This is a genomic window from Sphingobacterium suaedae, from assembly GCF_042684625.1.
Taxonomy (GTDB): Bacteria; Bacteroidota; Bacteroidia; order Sphingobacteriales; family Sphingobacteriaceae; genus Sphingobacterium; species Sphingobacterium suaedae.
This window is the reverse complement of sequence record NZ_JBHULR010000006.1, coordinates 44,268-63,481: the sequence shown is the minus strand read 5'-3', so window position 1 is coordinate 63,481 and position 19,214 is coordinate 44,268. Positions and strand designations below refer to the sequence as shown.

Below are 19,214 nucleotides of genomic sequence, written 5' to 3'. Positions count from 1 at the left end.
GCGTGAATTTAGTCAACGAAAAAGGCTTCGGATTTCCGAAGCCTTTACGCAAGCCAAATGGTCACGCTTATTTTTTACCGCCTTTTGCTGCTTTCGCTGCTTCTTGCTCTGCTTGACGCAATGCACGAGACATGATTACAGATACGATGGTGTCGTCTGAATTATTAAGCACCTTAGCGTTCTCTAAAGAAACTTGAGCTACACGGAAAGACTTACCAACTTCCAACGATTCCATAGGAACTTCAATTTCTTGAGGAAGGTTGTTCGGTAATGCTTTCACTCGAAGGTTACGTAACTTCTGCACTAATTTACCCCCCATTTTAACACCTGGAGATGTACCTGTCAATTTGATTGGAATGTTTACAGAAACTTCTTTGTCGTCAAACAACTCTAAAAAGTCGACGTGAGTTACTAAATCCGTAAGTGGGTGGAATTGTGCTTCTTGAACGATAGCTTTCGTTTTTTTGCCATCGATATCCAATTCTACAAATACGACGTCTGGCGTATAAAGAACTGGCTTCAAATCAGCTGCGGATACAGAAAGGTGTGTTTGTTCTTTACCACCGTAAAGAACTGCAGGAATTTGTCCTTCGTAACGCAATTCTTTCGCATCTCTTTTCCCTACGTTCTGTCTTGCAGAACCGCTAATAGCAATTGATTTCATTGTTTAAATTATTAAATTTTGAGGTGCAAAGATATGATATATTTTTTATATGTAAAACTTTTTGAGGGGATTATGTGAACTTCTTCACAGGGTGCTTCTTTTTGGTTTATACAAAAACGGGAGGATTTTGATCCCCCCGTTTCGGTGCATATAGTTCATTACGATCCTTACTTGATCTCGAAAAGATCGGAGATAGAACCGTGTTCATTGACATTTTTGATGGCACCGGCAAAAAGGTCGGCTGTCGATAAGACTTTAATTTTACTACAGGATTTGGATCTTTCTGGATCTAAACGGATGGTGTCCGTTACAATCATTTCTGTTAAAACAGAGTTCTCAATGGTATCGTATGCTTTTCCGGACAGAACAGCATGTGTACATACGGCACGAACGGAGTTCGCTCCATTCTCCATGATCAAGGCTGCGGCTTTTGATAATGTTCCTGCGGTATCGCAAATATCGTCAATCAAGACCACGTCTTGTCCTTTGACATCACCAATAATAGACATGGATTCGATTTCGTTCGCACGTTTACGCCGTTTATCACAGATCACAACTTCGGCGTTGAAGAATTTGGCGAAGGTACGTGCCCGGTACGATCCGCCCATGTCTGGAGAGGCTATCGTTAGATTGGGCAAGTTGAGCGATTTGATATACGGAACGAAGATGATGGAACCATCGAGGTGATCAACAGGGATATCAAAGAAGCCTTGTATCTGCGCCGCATGTAAATCCATCGTCATGATGCGGTGGGCTCCTGCTGCCATAATCAGATTTGCAATTAATTTTGCGCCAATGGCTACGCGTGGTTTGTCTTTTCTGTCCTGACGAGCAAACCCAAAGTAGGGAACAACAACGGTGATGTAGTGTGCCGACGCTCTTTTTGCGGCATCAATCATCAGTAAAAGTTCAAGTAGATTGTCGGTAGGTTGATTGGTGGATTGGATAAGGAAAACGTCGCTTCCGCGTACAGATTCATTGTAAAAGGGCTGAATTTCTCCGTCGCTAAATTTGGACAAGGTCATGTCGCCAAGAGGCTTGCCGTACGATTTGGAGATTTTTTCTGCTAATTCTACTGTTCCCGATCCAGCGAACAGCTTCACCGTGTTAAATTGCAAAGGCATTATGCGTGATTTTATGTTGGATTAACTCAATATTTCCAATGTTACTTGCCGAAAGAAGAGATCGTTAACTAACGTTGTCCGACCTGGATTCGAACCAAGACTAAATGAACCAAAATCACTTGTACTACCCTTATACTATCGGACAAAACAATGGATAAAGATCTGCTCTTCGTGTTGGGGGCAAAGTTAGCCAAATGTTTCTGAAAACAAAATACTTTTTATTGGACTAATTACGTCATGCAGAGGCTCTTAATGCAGGATTATGTGTAACAAAAAAGGAGAGCTGTTGCTGCTCTCCTTTCGTTGTCCGACCTGGATTCGAACCAAGACTAAATGAACCAAAATCACTTGTACTACCCTTATACTATCGGACAATTGTGCTGTCAAAACTGATGTTGTTTTGTTTTGACGATGCAAATATACGCCTGTTTTTATTACTTCCAAAACTTTTTTTACGAAAAGATGTATCCAATCTGATTTTCAGCATGATATTTTTCTGTCATTGTTTGAATCTCCTGTACGTCAATAGGAGCCTTGTTGTTTTGGATTTTGTAACAACTTTCGTTAAAATGTGTAAATAATATTTAATAGTCGATTTGTATTCCTTATTTTCGAGCCATAAATTTAGGATAACCTTATCAAAATAGAATGAATTATAAGAAGATTAACAACCTTTTGGGCTGGATCTGTGCTGCTGTAGCAACGATTGTCTATGTGATGACCGTCGAGCGAACGGTGAGTTGGTGGGATTGTGGTGAATTTATCGCCTCTGCCTTTAAGATGCAGATTGTTCACCAACCGGGAGCGCCTCTGTTTTTGATGGTCGAGAATGTGTTTTCCAATCTGGCGATGGGTGATGTGACCAAGATCGCTTTTTGGATGAATATCGGCTCGGCAGTTTGTAGTGGTCTTACGATCCTGTTTTTGTTTTGGACAATCACTGCTTTGGCGCGCAAGGTGTTTGTTGGTAACGATCGTCACGCTGCGCTTACGCCGCAACAGTTTTTTTTAACGATGGCTTCAGGGGCCGTAGGAGCGTTGGCTTATGCATTTACAGACACGTTTTGGTTCTCGGCAGTGGAAGCCGAAGTATATGCTATGTCTTCGTTGTGTACTGCCGTTGTATTTTGGGCGATATTGAAATGGGAGACACATGCTGACGAACCGCAAGCAGATAAATGGCTCATCCTCATTGCCTATGTAATGGGTCTATCTATCGGGGTGCATTTACTGAACCTATTGGTTATTCCCGCTATCGCATTGGTTATCTATTTCAGAAAAACAAAACAAAGTACGAGTGCTGGAATTTTAAAAGCACTGGGCATTGGCGTTGTTGTTCTTGGGTTCATACTTTGGGGTGTGATCCAGTTCTCGATTAAGATCGCGGCCTACTTTGATCTTTTCTTTGTAAATACGCTCGGTTTTGGTTTCGGTTGGGGGGCAGCGGTATTTGCCGTACTTGTCATAGCCGGTATCGTATATGGTATTCTCTATTCGCTAAGAAAAGCCAAACCGCTTTTGAATATCGCGTTGATCAGCACTGCATTTATTATATTGGGATATAGCTCATTCGCGATGATTATGATCCGCGCGAAGGCAGATCCTACGTTGAATAACAGTGATCCTGATAACGCGTTTTCTTTTTTAAGCTACCTGAATCGTGAACAATACGGAGACGAGCCTTTGTTCAAAGGACGGTTTTTCGACGCACGACCAACGGGAGTTGAAGACGGGAAGAAAGTATACCGTAAGGACGGAGATAAATATGTGGTGGCAAAACGTAACCCGGTATATACGTATGACAAGGAAACGTTGTTCCCTCGTATCTATAGCGATAAAGGCGGACATCCGGATTACTATCGGGAATACCTAGGGCTGGGGCCTAATGAATCGCCCACGTTTGCAGATAACTTAAAGTTTTTCTTTGGCTATCAGATCGGTCATATGTACGGGCGTTATTTTCTGTGGAATTTTGCCGGTCGGCAGAATGACCAACAGGGACATGGTTCCTTTACAGAAGGAAATTGGATTAGTGGAATTAAGCCGATCGACAATATGTTGGTTGGTGGACAAAATAGCTTACCAACTTCGGCGAAAACTGATCCGTCACGTAATACATACTTTTTCTTGCCGCTTATTTTAGGACTGCTTGGAGCGTTTTGGCATTTTGGACGTAAACAGCGGGATGCCGGTGTGGTGGGGCTTTTATTTTTCTTTACAGGTATAGCCATTGTGTTATATCTTAACCAGACTCCGTTACAACCTCGTGAGCGGGATTATGCTTATGCGGGATCTTTCTATGCGTTTAGTATTTGGATTGGCTTGGGGGTGCTGGCTATCGCGGATTTCTTAATAAAGAAAGCAAATGCGAAAGCGGCCGGATATGTGGCCGCCGCAGCAGGGGTTCTGGCAGGACCTGTCATCCTGATCGCACAAAATTATGATGACCATAACCGTTCTGAGAAAATGTTGGCCCGTGATATGGCGAAAAATTACCTCGAATCGTGTGCCCCGAATGCAATCTTATTTAGCTACGGCGACAACGATACGTATCCGTTGTGGTATGTACAGGAAGTCGAAGGGTTCCGTACCGATGTTCGTGTGGTGAATTTAAGTCTTTTAAGCGCGGATTGGTACATGAGACAAATGATGGAAAAAGTGAATGAGGCCAATGCATTGCCTATCGGCATAAATCCGGAACTCATTAAAGACGGTGTACGGGATGTCATTTACTATCAAGATTACAATATTCCAAATCATGTTCCCATAAAGGATCTGATTAATGTTATGTTGTCGGATAATCCACAAAATAAAGCGCAATTGCAAAGTGGGGAATTTGTTAATCTCCTGCCGACAAAAAAAATGGAGTTGCCCGTGGATAAGCAAGCTGTGCTAGCGAATAAGGTTGTCCCCAAAGAATGGGAGTCGGCTGTTGTGGATACGATGCGCTGGACGTACAGCTTAAATTATGTAAGCCGGGCAGAACTATCGATGTTGGCTATTTTGGCGAACAACAACTGGAAACGTCCGGTGTATTTTACGATTACAACACCGGAAGAAAACTACATGGGCTTAGATCGCTTCCTTGTGAGCGAGGGTTTTGCTTACCGTCTGATGCCTGTTGATTTCGGTTTGAAGGAGGGTGATCCAAGCTCTGTTGAGAACGTGGACCAAACGTATACCAATGTTATGAACAAGTTTTCTTGGGGCAATATCGGGCAGGCGTCGTACGTCGATCCGGATTCGTATCGCTATATAAGTATGTATGTCGGAACGATATTTGGACAAACCGCACAGCAATTGCTTTCGGCTGGGGAGCAAGAGAAGGCGAAGAAACTCGTTGTCAATGCGTATGAAAATATGCCAAAACGAGCCTATCTAATGTCTGAGGTGATGAGCTATGTTCCATTGCTGGACGTGATGTATAAAGTCGGAGAATCTGCGAAGGCCAATGAGATTGCTAAACGCAATCTTGATTTTATACGCGAGAATATGGCGTACTACGAAGCCGTATCGGAAACAAAATCTAATCTGGAGTATCGTAATATGCGTTTTGGATTGGCTTCGATACAGCGTTATAAACAATTGTTTGACGAAGTGAATCAGCCGGCATTGAAGAAACAGTCGGACGAATTGTTCCATGTGTACCAGCACTATTTCGAACAACAGGGACAATAAGCATAACATTGCTCGACATTCTATGAAGAATGATTGAGGGAAACAGGTTGTTGATGTCTTTAAAAAATAAATACTTTCTGTAAAAAGGTGATCGTTAGATTGCCTTTTTACGTTTATTATGGTCGTGAGATAACCTGTTTTTCGAAAAAATACCGTAAGTTTGCCCAAATATTCCAATAATGAAACAATCGATTTTATTAGAAGGAGCCAAGTTTCAGATTACAATCAAGCGTCTTTGTCAACAGTTGATTGAGAATCATGGCGATTTTTCCAATGCCGTATTGATCGGAATTCAGCCTCGCGGTACTTATTTAGCTAAACGTATTCAAAAAGAGATTTATAGCATGACCGGGCATCAGGTGCAACTCGGCGTTTTGGATATTACTTTTTATAGGGATGATTTTCGGATGAAGGGTGCTAGTCCATTAGCAGCGAATAGCACCGTTATCGATTTTATGGTAGATGGAAAAGATGTAGTACTGATTGACGACGTACTGTGGACGGGGCGTACCATCCGTTCGGCGATGGATGCGATGCAGGCGTTTGGACGTCCGGGAAAAATGGAGCTGTTGGTTCTGGTGGACCGGCGGTTTTCACGACAAATTCCAATTCAGCCGGATTATATTGGTATTCAGGTTGATTCTATCGATTCACAGAAAGTTATCGTGAGCTGGGAAGAGGTGGATACCACCGACAGTATTGTTCTTGTCACAGAAAAGAAGTAACGCGCTAGAAAATATTAATAACATGTCAACAACAACCGAGCAGCTCAGTACAAGACACCTTTTAGGTATTAAAGATCTAAACGAACAGGATATACAGTTGATTTTGGATACAGCCGCCAATTTTAAGGAGGTGTTGAACCGTCCGATAAAGAAGGTTCCGTCGCTCCGGGATATTACCATCGCCAATGTTTTTTTTGAAAATTCGACACGGACACGATTATCGTTTGAGCTGGCTGAAAAACGCCTTTCTGCTGATACCATTAACTTTGCGGCATCTTCCTCTTCCGTGAGCAAGGGTGAAACGCTTATTGATACCGTGAATAATATTTTGGCGATGAAGGTCGATATGATTGTGATGCGCCATCCCTATGCGGGAGCTGGCGTTTTCCTAAGTAAACATGTGGATGCCCAGATCGTGAATGCGGGTGATGGTGCGCACGAGCACCCCACACAGGCGCTTCTCGATTCATTTTCTATTCGTGAGCGCTACGGCGATGTTGCTGGTCGTAAAGTAGCTATTATCGGTGATATTTTGCATTCCCGTGTTGCGCTTTCCAATATACTCTGCTTGCAGAAACAGGGGGCAGAAGTGATGGTCTGCGGTCCCACCACGTTGATACCAAGGTATATTTCATCGTTGGGCGTGAAAGTGGAGCATGACTTACGAAAGGCGCTGAATTGGTGTGATGTGGCAAATATGTTGCGTATTCAATTGGAGCGTCAAGATATCGCCTATTTTCCATCGTTGCGTGAGTACTCGATGCTGTACGGCTTGAACAAAGAAATTCTCGATTCCCTGGATAAAGAAATTACCATTATGCACCCTGGACCGATTAATAGGGGGGTGGAAATTACCTCAGATGTGGCCGATAGTCATCATGCCATTATTCTTGATCAAGTAGAAAATGGCGTTGCCGTACGTATGGCTGTACTCTATTTGTTGGCCGGACAGCGCGGTATGTAGCCTGCCGTTTGAACGAATGTTCGTTTTATGCCTGACTTTTTTTAGTTGGGCATATTTTTTGGGTAAAAACTTCGTTATAAAGTCAGTTACCAACAGATGTTAAGAACTTTTGAGGAAAACGTGAAACTTTAATTATAATTTAGTATCCTGAAGATTTAGGCTCTTTTTGGAGTGTCGGCTTCAATTTTAACGCGAAGATTTAGTTGTTGAATAATTCATCAGTATGAATAAGAAAATTTATGGTGTAGGTGTGGCATTGAGTTTAATGGGGTCGGTGTCGTTTGCCCAACAGACGGCCTGGCAACAAATAAATAGTGCTTACAAGTCAGGAATGGAATTGTTTGAGCGGGGAAAATACAGCTCTGCGGCCAAACAATTTGATCGGGTAGAGGATATACGAACCAAGTCTACTCTTCAGTTGGATGAAACCGAAGAGCTGTCGCTGATCAAAGAAAACGTTCGGTTTTATCAAGCGATATGTGCCTTAGAGCTAGGCGACTCAGATGCAGAGAACCGGTTTTTAAAATATATCAAAGATTATCCAGCAAGTGCAAATTCTAAGGCTGCCTATTTCCAAATCGGAAAATCTTATTATGCGAAAAAGGATTACACAAAAGCTATCGAATGGTTTCAGAAAATCGATAGTAAGAATTTAGCTGGTGCGGAAAATACCGAATATCGTTTTAAATTGGCCTATGCCCAATTTATGACCAATGACTACAAAGCGGCTAAGCCCGCATTTGAGCGACTGAAAGACGAAAAGAGTCCATTTCAGGAAGCTTCCATTTATTATTACGCCTACCTTTGCTACCTCGATACCGAGTATAAGACGGCTTTGAATGAATTCGAGCGTCTCAATGGGTCGAAAACATATGAAAACAGCTACCCGTATTACGTGACAGCGCTATACTTTTTGGACAAACGTTACGATGATGTCCTAAGCTATGCGCTGCCTATTTTAGAGCGGACCAAGCAAGAGCATGAAACGGAACTGTTCCGTATCGTAGGGGCGACTTACTTTATCAAAGGCGATTTACAGAAATCGAAAGATTATTACGATAAATTTCAAGCACAAGACCAGGGTAAAACACAAAACAATCAAGATAGTTATCAGATCGGTTACATCGCTTACAAGCTTGGGGATTATCAAAAAGCCATCCAAGAGCTGGAGAAACTCGGTGAACCGGATGCTTATTACCAAAGTGCCATGATTACCTTGGGCGATTCGTTTTTGAAAACGGGAAATAAGCAGAGTGCACGTAATGCATTCTTTAGGGCATCAAAGTTAGATTTTGATCCACAATTGAAAGAGGAAGGGTTGTTCAATTATGCCAAGTTGTCGTACGAATTGGAATTTCACCAAGTGGCGTTAGATGCTACGCAGGAATATTTAGAAACGTACCCGAAGTCTGCACGGCAAGAGGAAGCGAAAACATTGCTTGCTGAAGTTCTACTGAGTACAAAAAACTATCGAGCTGCGGTAGATATCTTGGAGAGTATTGGAAAAAGAGGGCGTGAAGCGAATGCCGCATACCAGAAAGTGACCTATTACCGGGGGTTGGAATTTTACAATGAGCGGGCGTTTGAAAATGCGATTTCGATGTTTATGCGCTCCGAGGCAAATCGTTATGATGAGGAGATCTATGCCCTGTCATTATACTGGAAAGCAGAAGCTATGTACGAAGTTCGTAAATACGGCGAGTCGGTGGCGAATTTTAATAAGTTTATGCAATTGCCGGCTGCGCGCAAAACGGATGTGTATAGCTATGCGAACTACGCGTTAGCCTATGCGGCATTCCGAAACGATCGGTACACTACAGCAGCTAATTATTTTGAACGCTTCTTAGCTACCGGAGGTAAAGATGGTATTGAGATTAATACCCGTAATGATGCTATCGCGCGGCTTGCGGATTCTTACTTCGGCATGAAGAATTATGGTAGAGCTATGGAGCAATATAACCGGTTGATCAGTTCAAAAGCGCCTAGCCAGGATTATGCGTTGTTTCAACGTGGTATCATTCAGGGACTTCAAGGAGACAACAATGCGAAAATTGCCACTTTAAATGCAGTGGTTAAGCAATATCCGAAGTCTAACTATGCGGATGACGTTGCGTTTGAGGTGCCTTACACCTATTTCTTAATGGGCGACTACGACCGTGCCATTACGGGGTTACAGTCGATGGTGGACGAATATCCGCGAAGTAGCTATGTGCCGCGAGCTTTGGTGACGATCGGTTTGGTGCAGTACAATAAGGATGACAATGATGCAGCATTGGCCACCTTTCAACGCGTGGTGGATCAATATGCAACAACCGACGAAGCAAAACAGGCGTTGATTTCCATTGAAAATATTTACCTGGACAAAGGCGATGCAACAGGATATATCCGCTACGCAACGAGCACCAATATCGGCGATTTAAGTACAGCAGAACAAGATGCACATACGTTCAGTGTGGCCAAGACTTTGTTTGACCGTGGTAACTATCAAGGTGCTGTGGAGGCTATCAATGCTTATTTCGATAAGTTTCCGAAGCCGATCCAAGAAAAGCATGCTCGCTTTATCCGTGGCGAGAGTTACGCGCAGCTCGGAAAGGATAAAGAGGCTATTCATGATTTCAATATCATTATGAACGATTGGACCAGCGCGTATACCGAACAAACCTTAATCAGTGTAGCTAAATTGCACTTGCGTAATAACGCATACAACGAAGCTGTACAAGTATTACGCAAGTTGGAACTTACTTCGGAATATAAAGCTAATTATGGTTTTGCGATCAATAACCTCCTAGTTAGTTTCTTTCAAATTGGAGATTACGTCGAAACGCAAAATTATGCCAAATTGGTGAAAGAATATGAAAAGTCATCGGAAGAAGACATCGCATTGGCTCATCTGTATTCAGGTAAAGCTTATGCCGCCACAAATAAGGGGGCGGACGCATCAAAAGAATTTAACCTAGCTGCGTTAAAGAGTAAGACCGTAACGGGCGCGGAGGCGCGTTATCGCGTGGGCGAGCAGCAACTAAAAGCGAAACAGTACGATAAAGCAATCGAGTCTGCATTCGATATTTCGAATTCGTTCTCCTCGTATGATTATTGGGTGGCCAAAGGTTTTATCTTAATGGCTGATGCGTATGCGGGAAAAGGAGATAAGTTCCAAGCTAAATCTACCTTGGAAAGTGTGATAGATAATTATGACAACGAAAAAGATGACGTTTTAAAAGAAGCGAAATCCCGTTTAGAAAAACTGAAATAACAAGAATAGGAAAGAATGATGAATTTGCATAAAACAGTATTTAAGAATTACGCCATTGTTGCGTTGTTGCTTGGTTTGGGCATGGAGGGTTATGCACAGCAGACTGACCCCGAGAAACCGGTGACTATTGATTCTTTTGATGTCGTCCGCGATTATAGACCTATTCTTGCCGATGCGGTTAAAATCCGTCGTAGTCCGGATATGACGAATAAACGGGCTTACATGCCGAAATTAACCTATGGAAATGTTCCCGACAAAAAATTGGATATTAACACCGGTCTAAAAGAATTGAGTGTACAGGAGACGCCATTTTCACAGCTAAAAGATCAACGAAGTAACTATGTGAAATTTGGTTTGGGGAACTTTAATACGATATTGGGTGAGGGCTATTTTGCTTATGACGCCTATGAAGACCTTCGGGTTGGAGGATTTGTCAAGCACCTTAGCCAAAAAGGTAGTTTAGAAGCGCAGAAATTTTCCCGTCAAGAGGTTGGTGTTTTCGGTCGCCGTATCTTACCACGGTTTACTATTGATGGTTTGATCGGATACAATCGATATGCGACAAATTTCTACGGAATTCCGTTTGCTGACGATGGAACGACCTCTTTAAACCCAGTGAAAGAAAAGCAAACATTTAACGATATCTATTTTTCTGGAGAATTAACAAGTAATTATGATCCGAACAATGAAGATGCATTCAGTTATTCAGCGAAAGTAGACGCCTATTCGTTCAGTGATAAATATGATGCGAAGGAGACTTCGTTTGCGGTTTCGGCCTTTTTAAACAAACGTGTTCGTGCATTCAATATTGGCGCGAACCTAAGCGTTGATGTGAATAATGTGGATGGAACCAACAATACAGCGAATGTGGGGAGAACGAAGAATTCATTGGCTATATTAAACCCGTACATCCGTTTCAAAGGTGATAATTATGCCGTTACATTAGGCGCGAATTTTGTGCCTGAATTCGGTGATAGTACTAGCTTTAATATCTTTCCATCAGCAGAGGTAGATTTTGCGTTGGCGCCGGAGTATTTCCATATCTTTGGTGGTGTCAACGGGGGCGTAAAAAAAGCGTCGTATCGTGAATTTGCTCGGCAAAATCCATTCCTCGGTCCGCACTTAGGTATACAGAATATGGTAGAGCGCCTGAATTTCTATGGGGGTATTAAAGGGAATGCTGGAGCAACTTTTGGCTATAAGGTGAAAGCGATTTATCGCAAATTGGAGGGCATGCCATTGTTCGTTAACAATCGGGAAAATCCTTTTCAGTTTGACATGATATATGACGGCAATGGAGACAAAGCGGTGAAACACGTCGGCCTAGAAGGAGAGATTAATGTCCGGTTGTCGGAGTTGGTCAACCTTGGGGGGCGCTTGAACATCGATCAATACACTGCAGCACAAGAGGAAGAAGTTTGGCATACACCGAAAATGCGTCTCGCTGCAAATGCGCGATTCAATATTTCTGAAAAATTATATATTGACGCCGAAGCACTTTTTCATGGGATTTCTTATTCGAAGGATTGGGATGATGTCATTGCGGGGCAAGAACAAACCTTTAAGAAGGCAGAAATTCCTTCTTTCTTTGACTTAAGCGCCGGGGCGGAATATAAAGCGACCAAACAATTGGGGTTGTTTATCAAAGCAAACAATATCTTCAATACCGAGTATCAGACCTATCTGTACTACCCGAAGTTAGGATTTAATATTCTCGGTGGTTTAAATTTTTCGTTTTAACAGCAGAACATTATAACTTTGCAGTTTAGTGCAATAGGATGAATTTAGGAAAGAACATTTATAATCTTTTAAAGCGGCAGACGGACGTGTATGTGCAAGGGCTTGGTTCTTTTACAAGAAATCATACGCCTGCAACATTCGACGAGAAGCGGAATGCATATCTTCCTCCTATCAGTTATATCGACTTTGATCGCAGCAGTACGATCGGGTATGACTTTGTGCATTATTTACAGCAGTTGCATCTTGTTGAACGATCCGAGGCTCAACAACAGGTAGCTGAGGCCGTTTCTGTCTTGTTACAGAAAATTGCAGAAGACGGACAAGCTAAGCTGGATGATCTTGGCTATTTGGTTAGCTATGGAGATGGATATGTATTTAAGGCTTTGGACTTATCGGGCTTTAACTACGAGCCGGTTGTGGCGCCAGCAAATATGCCGATTTCTCCCACTACTAGTGAGGATTCGGTATCTGTAGAAGAGAAAACTATAGATGTTGCTCCGCAGGAGGAGATACCGGTTGCAATGGATGTCGAGCAGGAGTCATCTCATTCGGGATTTTCGGAATCGGTAGCACAACAACCGGTCGCTGCGGAATTTGTAGAAGACGATCTGGAAGAGGAGACTTGGGAGCCGGAATCGGGAAGGAATGTCATTTGGTACATTGTTTCGGCAATAATAGCGGTGGGCATACTTGTTGCCTTATATTTTGCCAATCGCGGGAATCCTACAGCAGAGCCTGTCGAACGTGTGATCGTTGCAGACAGTTCGTCGTCGTCAAACGTCAACCAACGGGATACAACTGGCAGCGGGCTTACCGATTCGCTTGTGCAGGCGGATTCGTTATCAAAACAACCTGTAGATAGCATCGCTAAAAAGGAAGTAAACGAATTGATTCCTGCGAATCACACCTGGCAGATCGTCATTGGTTCGCACAGAACGTTAGCTCAAGCCTATGAACAAGCGGAATCGTATAATAAGGCGGGTTATCCGCGCGTTCGCGTTATTCCGAGCAACTTAGCGAAAAATAGGAAAAAAGTGATTTGGGACTCGTACGAGACCAAAGCGAAGGCCGATTCAGCATTGCAATATGTGCAAAAACATATCATAAAAGATGCGTGGCCGGATAAGATTAATTAAAAAAATAAACCTGATAACACAACACATATAAAAGACTATGTCATTCATGCAAGACAATTTAACGGTGGATTCTTTGAACTCAGTTCAACAGCAAGCAGTACAGTTGGCAACAACCGATGAAAATTTGAATTTGATTCAGTTGTTGATGAAGGGAGGTTGGATCATGATCCCAATCGTTTTTCTATTATTTTTAGCTTTGGTGATATTTTTTGAACGTTACATTACCATTCGAAAAGCTTCCAAAGCCGATACAGGCCTCATGTCGCAAATCAAGAGCAACGTCATGTCGGGTAGATTGGATGCTGCTATTGCCGTCTGTCGATCGAGCAACTCCGCGTTGGCACGCATGCTGCAAAAAGGGTTATCTCGTGTGGGCCGGCCTATAAAAGATATTGAAGGGGCTATAGAGAATGCGGGTAAGCTAGAAGTTTCGAAGCTGGAGAAAAATATTAATATTCTAGGAATTGTAGCGGGTATCGCACCAATGCTTGGATTCGTCGGAACGATTTTTGGTGTTATCCAAATCTTCCGTGACGTGGAGATGGCTGGAGGTATTGATATCGGCTCGGTATCCGGCGGGTTGTATGTGAAGATGATCGCCTCTGCGAGTGGATTAACTGTAGGTATCCTCGCGTACATCGGATACCATGTGCTAAACATGATGGTAGAGCGCTTGATCTTGCGTATGGAGACGGACGCTGTAGAGTTTATTGATCTGTTGGACGAGCCTGGCGTTTAATAGGCACCCGGGATTTTATAGGATTGCGTTGAACAGCTTTTTGGCTTTCGACGGTGACTTTTAGATTTGAAAGATGAATTTAAGAAATAGACGACATAAACCCACGGCTGAAGTACATACGGCAGCTCTGAATGATATCATGTTTTTCTTGATGTTATTCTTTTTATTGGCTTCGGCAGTAGCGAACCCACAGGTCGTAAAATTATTGCTTCCGAAGTCGAGTGCAGGGGAGCAGTCGGTGGCTAAAAAGACCATGACGGTTTCTATTACAGCTGATTTGAACTATCACGTGGACAAACAAACGGTAAGTTTGGAGCAACTGGAGCCGCTTATCCAAAGCCAGATCGCTGCCGATCAAGAGTTGACTATTATGTTGTACGCAGATAGTTCAGTTCCCATTCAGAATGTTATTTCTGTTATGGATGTTGCTAACAGGAATAAGGTCAAGCTGGTGTTGGCAACCGAACCGAAAAAAGAATAGTTTACAGCAGGTAAAAACGATATAGGAAATTGGAACGTTTACTACGTTTTTTGACTTTTAACTTTATAATTTAAAAAAGCATGTATTACCATTCGCAAGAGGAAAATAATATGCCGAAAGCCCTAGGGCTTTCTTCGGCTGTGATGGGGATCCTGGTTTTGATTGGCTTTTTTATCGTTTTCGGTGGCGACGTTCCCCGATATGGTATGGGCGGAATTATTGTCAATTACGGGACCGCGGAAGAAGGAATGGGCGATGACTATATGAGCGTAGACGAGCCTTCGATGGACGAGAATGCGAATAACGTAAAGCCGGATAAGATTGATCCTTCGACGACTCCGGTGCCAACGCCCTCGCAGCAAGTGGCGGATAAGGTAGTGGCAACGCAGGACATAGAAGATGCACCTGCAGTTCCTAAGAATGAAAAGCCTGTTAAGGCGAATGCAGACGTATCGACGGTAGAAAAGAAAGATGCAAAACCGGCGGTCAATCCGAATGCGCTTTATAAAGGTAAAAAGAATAATGCCGTCGGTACAGGCGATGGTACGGGCAGTACAGCTGGTAATCAAGGGAGTAAACTCGGAGATCCACTGGCAAGTAATTATGGTGAGGGTGGATCTGGCGATGGGAATATGATGCTTACCATAGCAAACAGACGCTTTGAGGTTCCGCCGCGCATCCAAGATGACGGGCAGCAGGCGGGCCGTGTTGCCGTAGAATTCAAAGTGAATAAAAGCGGCGTTGTGACCTATGCACGAGCCGGTGTGAAGGGAACAACAATTTCTAATCGGTCGTTACTGGAAAAATGTGAACGCGCTGTCATGGGAGCACGCTTAAACCAATTGCCCAATGCACCGGATTCTCAAACAGGTGTCATCGTTTTCAACTTCAAGTTAAGATAGGTTCATGATGAAAACATACGATGCGGTAATCGAGTATCTCTATGCTCGATTACCCATGTTTACACGGGATGGATCCAGTGCGTTCAAGAAAGATTTAGACAACACCATCGAATTGTGCAAGGCACTCGATAACCCCCATCAGAAATTTAAATCCATTCATGTTGCCGGTACCAACGGCAAGGGGTCGACATCGCATATGCTGGCGTCTATCTTTGCCGCAGCAGGCTACAAAACCGGATTGTATACCTCGCCGCATCTGCTCGATTTTAGGGAACGCATTCGTGTAAACGGCGAGATGATCGGAAAAGAGCGGGTTATCTCGTTTGTCAACGCACACTATGCACTTATCGAAGCCATTCAACCTTCATTTTTTGAGGTGACGGTGGCTCTTGCTTTTGACTATTTTGCGCGGGAAAACGTAGATATTGCCATTGTTGAGGTAGGTTTGGGCGGACGGCTGGATAGCACCAATATTATCATGCCTGAGCTGTCGGTGATCACGAATATCGGTATGGATCATATGAACATGCTAGGGAATACGTTGGCTGAAATTGCATCGGAGAAAGCGGGTATTATTAAGCGACATGTCCCCGTGATTGTTTCTGAATACGATAACACCGTCGCTTTTGTTTTTGAAGAGCGGGCGGAGGCTATGCATACTTCCGTACGTTTTGCTTCAAATGAATTAACCATTGTAGGGGTTCAGCGGAATGGGGAGTATCTCCGTTTGCGGGTGAAGGACAACCAAGTGCACGACGTAAACACGTGGGAAGTGGGCTTATCGGGATTATACCAACAAAAAAATGTACTTGGAGTGTTAACGGCTGTTGATGCTATGCGAAAAAAGGGCTGGTCGATTACGGAAGTGCAATTGCAAGAAGGCCTGCGAACAGTGCATGAGCGGACAGGTCTTCAAGGCCGTTGGCAGACGCTAGGTCGTGATCCATGGATTATTTGTGATACAGGTCATAATGAAGATGGTATCCGGGAAGTGGTTGAGAACCTGCAGCAAATGTCTTACAAACGCCTGCATTTTGTTGTAGGAGCGATGCGCGATAAGGATTTAAGCCACATGTTGCCACGGCTGCCACAGCATGCCATGTATTACTTTAGCCATCCTGATATGCCTCGGGCGATGCCTGCTGGCGAACTGCAAGCGGTGGCGGCTACGCATGGGCTGATCGGTAAGGCATATTCGTCGGTATCCGAAGCATTAGCTCATGCAAAATCTGCGTTTGAACCGGGCGACTTAATTTTCGTTGGCGGAAGTAATTTTGTCGTGGCAGAGGTTCTACGTGATCTGGCCGGGAACACCTGAGCGACTGGCCAGATCACGTAGAATGTGCCAGCCTGAAAGGCTTACTTTGCCAAATAGCCGCCGTCAACCGGATAATAGCTGCCGGTTACAAAGCTTGATTTGTCTGAAGCCAGCCACAATGCTAGCTCAGCAACCTCTGCGGGTTGACCCAAGCGTTGCATGGCGTGTTGTGAAGCAAGGAAATCTTGTGTCTCCTGATCCATATGGTCATTGATTAAAGGGGTTGCAATAAAACCAGGCCCAATAGCATTAATACGTACGCCGCGCGTGCCGTACTCCCATGCCGCTGATTTGGTAAGTCCTACAACACCATGCTTAGCCGCCACATAGGCTGATGATTGCGCAAATCCAACCGCTCCGAGTATGGAGGCCATATTGATAATCGACCCGCCTACTTTCTCAATTTCCGGAAGCTGGTAATGCATACCATAGAAAACACCATTCAAATTGATGGCAATCACTTTGTTCCACGATTCGAGGGGATAATCGCCAACGTCTGCTGCCGGTCCCCCAATGCCTGCGTTGTTGACAGCGATATGTAGTGCGCCAAAATGCTCAATAGCCGTATCAACGATCTTTTTGTTGTCTTCAGGGAGAGATGAATCGGCTTTGACGAAAACCACGTTGCCTTCTCCATCACGGTTGACTAGTTCATGACCTAACTGTTCATTCAAGTCGGACACCACTACCTTCGCTCCCGACTTAACAAAAGCTTCGACAATTGCCTTTCCGATTCCGGAGGCACCACCGGTGACGATGGCTACTTTATTTTCTAATTTTTTCATATTGTAATGTGTTATAACCGATAGGTTATTGGGTTCGCTATTTTCTATGTTCAAAGAAGTACTCGCCGGTAACCATTCGGAGTAAACAAATTACAAAAAAGTGTTTGGTAAAAACGGTAGTCGAGGCGTGTGATGGCGCGAAGATGATGTTCTACAAACAAAAGTTAATCCTTATGACAATGTCTTGATAATCAGTTGTGTGTTACATAAATAGGGCGTGAGTATCTACATTACGAAATTTTCAATTGTTCTAAACGTCAGGTTAATGCGGGGGGCATTAATCTTCGTGGTTGGCGGTAGGCGGTGTAACCAATGGTCTTGCGTCTGATCCTTCATGATTAATAAACTTCCATGTTCCAACATGAGAAACAGCGTTTCTTTCGTGCTTTTGTGTTTGAAACCAAATTTTCGTTCGGCACCAAACGTAACAGATGCTATAGCACCGTGCCGCTTTAGATCTTTTTCACCATCGCTGTGCCAAGCCATGCCTTCCGAACCGTTGTGGTACAGATTGCATAAACAGGAATTGAACGTTTGCTGTGAGATTTCTTCCACGTTTTGCTTAATAATTTGTAGCAAGGGATGCCAGGGGAGCGCATGTTTCCGTATGCCCGAGTACGTATATTCGAAAGTATAATCACCATACCAGGCAACTTTGCGCTTGGTGGTGATATGTTTGCCAAAGATAATTGCTTCATCGTGTTGCCACTTTAGGCCTTGCAGCAGCGAGTCTGAATAGCTGTCTGCATCTTCTCGCGTGAAAACAGGACCATAATAATGCACTGTTCCATCGTAGGGAAGGTAATTTTTTTTAGGTTTGATATCGTCAACGTGTTTCATTTATTCATGGATGGTTAAAGCACTCTCCCAGGCGATAAGGGCTGATTTGCGGACGGTTCCCCACCGATAGCCGCCTAGAAGTCCGGATGTCTGTATCACACGGTGGCAGGGAATAAGAAAGGCAATAGGATTACTACCTATCGCATTGCCTACTGCGCGGGACGCGCGTTCGTGGTTTATTTCTGATGCGAGTTCTTGGTAGCTAAGCAGTTTTCCTGCCGGTATTTTTAGTAGCGCTTCCCATACTTTCAATTGGAAATCCGTGCCCCGTAAATGTAACTTAATCTGGGGCAGATTATTCCAGTCGTTCGAAAAAAAACGTAACACCGATTGATGTTCGAGGCGCGTTCCGTTCCGGAGGCTGGCGCGGGGGAATTTACTTGCAAGCACGAATAAGCCTTGCTGTTGATCTTCTTCGAAGGATACATAACAGATGCCTTTGGCTGTCGACGCGATCAGGGTTTGTCCAAACTTTGTGGGGTAATAGCCATAATGAATGGTAAGGTCTTTTCCTCCGTTTTTAAATTCGGCAGGACTCATTCCTTCAATATTGATGAACAAGTCGTGTAAGCGGCTTGTACTAGATAAGCCTGTTTCGAAAGTCGCATCGAAGAGCGTGACTTGCTTCTCCAACAGCAATTTCTTTGCATGCTGTAAGCTGGTGTATTGTAGAAACTTTTTAGGGCTGGTGCCTGCCCATTCCTGAAAGATACGCTGAAAATGGTCGGGACTTACATGTACATGGTCCGCAATAGTTGATAGGGAAGGCTGTTCCCTAAAGTGTTGTTTAACGAAGGCGATGGCGGCTGCTATGCGTTCGTAATTGATGACGTCTTGTTGCTTTTCCATACGTAAATTTCCTTTG

The 19,214-nt window shown here is 43.7% G+C and carries 15 protein-coding genes; 10 read left to right on the top strand and 5 right to left on the bottom strand.

Going from position 1 to position 19,214, the window contains the following annotated elements; all coding sequences use genetic code 11:
- Positions 1 to 67 precede the first annotated feature (67 nt).
- Entirely contained in the window at positions 68 to 664 is a 597-nt protein-coding gene (locus ACFSR5_RS14295) for a 50S ribosomal protein L25/general stress protein Ctc (RefSeq protein ID WP_380904963.1), read from the bottom strand.
- 167 nt (positions 665 to 831) lie between these two features.
- Positions 832 to 1,788 carry a ribose-phosphate pyrophosphokinase gene (locus ACFSR5_RS14290; protein ID WP_380904961.1) on the bottom strand — a complete coding sequence of 319 codons (957 nt, stop codon included), beginning with the start codon at positions 1,786 to 1,788 and terminating at the stop codon, positions 832 to 834.
- Between the two features lie 648 nt (positions 1,789 to 2,436).
- Between ACFSR5_RS14290 and ACFSR5_RS14285 the strand changes: the two genes are divergently transcribed.
- The 10 genes from ACFSR5_RS14285 to ACFSR5_RS14240 all read left to right on the top strand — a co-directional run bounded on the left by ACFSR5_RS14285 (position 2,437) and on the right by ACFSR5_RS14240 (position 16,724).
- Positions 2,437 to 5,466, top strand: a complete 3,030-nt coding sequence (locus tag ACFSR5_RS14285; protein WP_380904959.1) for a DUF2723 domain-containing protein — start codon at positions 2,437 to 2,439, stop codon at positions 5,464 to 5,466.
- A 179-nt stretch (positions 5,467 to 5,645) separates the two neighbouring features.
- Positions 5,646 to 6,191: a bifunctional pyr operon transcriptional regulator/uracil phosphoribosyltransferase PyrR gene (pyrR, locus tag ACFSR5_RS14280; RefSeq protein ID WP_380904957.1), complete on the top strand. Its 546-nt coding sequence runs from the start codon at positions 5,646 to 5,648 to the stop codon at positions 6,189 to 6,191.
- 22 nt (positions 6,192 to 6,213) lie between these two features.
- The gene (locus tag ACFSR5_RS14275; protein ID WP_380904955.1) at positions 6,214 to 7,155 is read left to right on the top strand and encodes an aspartate carbamoyltransferase catalytic subunit; all 942 of its coding nucleotides are present in this window, start codon (positions 6,214 to 6,216) and stop codon (positions 7,153 to 7,155) included.
- Between the two features lie 223 nt (positions 7,156 to 7,378).
- Entirely contained in the window at positions 7,379 to 10,408 is a 3,030-nt protein-coding gene (locus ACFSR5_RS14270; protein ID WP_380904953.1) for a tetratricopeptide repeat protein, read from the top strand.
- A gap of 15 nt (positions 10,409 to 10,423) precedes the next feature.
- Complete coding sequence (locus ACFSR5_RS14265) at positions 10,424 to 12,148, top strand: hypothetical protein (protein WP_380904951.1); 1,725 nt, start codon at positions 10,424 to 10,426, stop codon at positions 12,146 to 12,148.
- A 38-nt stretch (positions 12,149 to 12,186) separates the two neighbouring features.
- Positions 12,187 to 13,284, top strand: a complete 1,098-nt coding sequence (locus ACFSR5_RS14260) for an HU domain-containing protein (RefSeq protein WP_380904949.1) — start codon at positions 12,187 to 12,189, stop codon at positions 13,282 to 13,284.
- Positions 13,285 to 13,321: 37 nt separating this feature from the next.
- Complete coding sequence (locus ACFSR5_RS14255; protein ID WP_380904947.1) at positions 13,322 to 14,023, top strand: MotA/TolQ/ExbB proton channel family protein; 702 nt, start codon at positions 13,322 to 13,324, stop codon at positions 14,021 to 14,023.
- 73 nt (positions 14,024 to 14,096) lie between these two features.
- Positions 14,097 to 14,504 carry an ExbD/TolR family protein gene (locus ACFSR5_RS14250; RefSeq protein WP_380904945.1) on the top strand — a complete coding sequence of 136 codons (408 nt, stop codon included), beginning with the start codon at positions 14,097 to 14,099 and terminating at the stop codon, positions 14,502 to 14,504.
- Positions 14,505 to 14,584: 80 nt separating this feature from the next.
- A complete protein-coding gene (locus tag ACFSR5_RS14245; protein ID WP_380904943.1) occupies positions 14,585 to 15,406 on the top strand; it encodes an energy transducer TonB in 822 nt (273 codons plus the stop codon).
- Between the two features lie 4 nt (positions 15,407 to 15,410).
- Complete coding sequence (locus ACFSR5_RS14240; protein ID WP_380904941.1) at positions 15,411 to 16,724, top strand: bifunctional folylpolyglutamate synthase/dihydrofolate synthase; 1,314 nt, start codon at positions 15,411 to 15,413, stop codon at positions 16,722 to 16,724.
- Positions 16,725 to 16,765: 41 nt separating this feature from the next.
- Here the strand turns inward: ACFSR5_RS14240 and ACFSR5_RS14235 are convergent, their stop codons facing one another.
- The 3 genes from ACFSR5_RS14235 to ACFSR5_RS14225 all read right to left on the bottom strand — a co-directional run bounded on the left by ACFSR5_RS14235 (position 16,766) and on the right by ACFSR5_RS14225 (position 19,198).
- Complete coding sequence (locus ACFSR5_RS14235; protein ID WP_380904939.1) at positions 16,766 to 17,563, bottom strand: SDR family NAD(P)-dependent oxidoreductase; 798 nt, start codon at positions 17,561 to 17,563, stop codon at positions 16,766 to 16,768.
- Between the two features lie 171 nt (positions 17,564 to 17,734).
- Entirely contained in the window at positions 17,735 to 18,349 is a 615-nt protein-coding gene (locus ACFSR5_RS14230) for an alpha-ketoglutarate-dependent dioxygenase AlkB family protein (protein ID WP_380904937.1), read from the bottom strand.
- Positions 18,350 to 19,198 (bottom strand): methylated-DNA--[protein]-cysteine S-methyltransferase, encoded by an 849-nt coding sequence (locus ACFSR5_RS14225; protein WP_380904935.1) that lies wholly within the window; start codon positions 19,196 to 19,198, stop codon positions 18,350 to 18,352.
- Positions 19,199 to 19,214: the final 16 nt, after the last annotated feature.

What these genes read in the sequence shown, in the direction of transcription:
- ACFSR5_RS14295 (WP_380904963.1), bottom strand. Translation starts at nt 664, where the DNA reads ATGAAATCAATTGCTATTAGCGGTTCTGCAAGACAGAACGTAGGGAAA.
- ACFSR5_RS14290 (WP_380904961.1), bottom strand. Translation starts at nt 1,788, where the DNA reads ATGCCTTTGCAATTTAACACGGTGAAGCTGTTCGCTGGATCGGGAACA.
- ACFSR5_RS14285 (WP_380904959.1), top strand. Translation starts at nt 2,437, where the DNA reads ATGAATTATAAGAAGATTAACAACCTTTTGGGCTGGATCTGTGCTGCT.
- pyrR (WP_380904957.1), top strand. Translation starts at nt 5,646, where the DNA reads ATGAAACAATCGATTTTATTAGAAGGAGCCAAGTTTCAGATTACAATC.
- ACFSR5_RS14275 (WP_380904955.1), top strand. Translation starts at nt 6,214, where the DNA reads ATGTCAACAACAACCGAGCAGCTCAGTACAAGACACCTTTTAGGTATT.
- ACFSR5_RS14270 (WP_380904953.1), top strand. Translation starts at nt 7,379, where the DNA reads ATGAATAAGAAAATTTATGGTGTAGGTGTGGCATTGAGTTTAATGGGG.
- ACFSR5_RS14265 (WP_380904951.1), top strand. Translation starts at nt 10,424, where the DNA reads ATGATGAATTTGCATAAAACAGTATTTAAGAATTACGCCATTGTTGCG.
- ACFSR5_RS14260 (WP_380904949.1), top strand. Translation starts at nt 12,187, where the DNA reads ATGAATTTAGGAAAGAACATTTATAATCTTTTAAAGCGGCAGACGGAC.
- ACFSR5_RS14255 (WP_380904947.1), top strand. Translation starts at nt 13,322, where the DNA reads ATGTCATTCATGCAAGACAATTTAACGGTGGATTCTTTGAACTCAGTT.
- ACFSR5_RS14250 (WP_380904945.1), top strand. Translation starts at nt 14,097, where the DNA reads ATGAATTTAAGAAATAGACGACATAAACCCACGGCTGAAGTACATACG.
- ACFSR5_RS14245 (WP_380904943.1), top strand. Translation starts at nt 14,585, where the DNA reads ATGTATTACCATTCGCAAGAGGAAAATAATATGCCGAAAGCCCTAGGG.
- ACFSR5_RS14240 (WP_380904941.1), top strand. Translation starts at nt 15,411, where the DNA reads ATGATGAAAACATACGATGCGGTAATCGAGTATCTCTATGCTCGATTA.
- ACFSR5_RS14230 (WP_380904937.1), bottom strand. Translation starts at nt 18,349, where the DNA reads ATGAAACACGTTGACGATATCAAACCTAAAAAAAATTACCTTCCCTAC.
- ACFSR5_RS14225 (WP_380904935.1), bottom strand. Translation starts at nt 19,198, where the DNA reads ATGGAAAAGCAACAAGACGTCATCAATTACGAACGCATAGCAGCCGCC.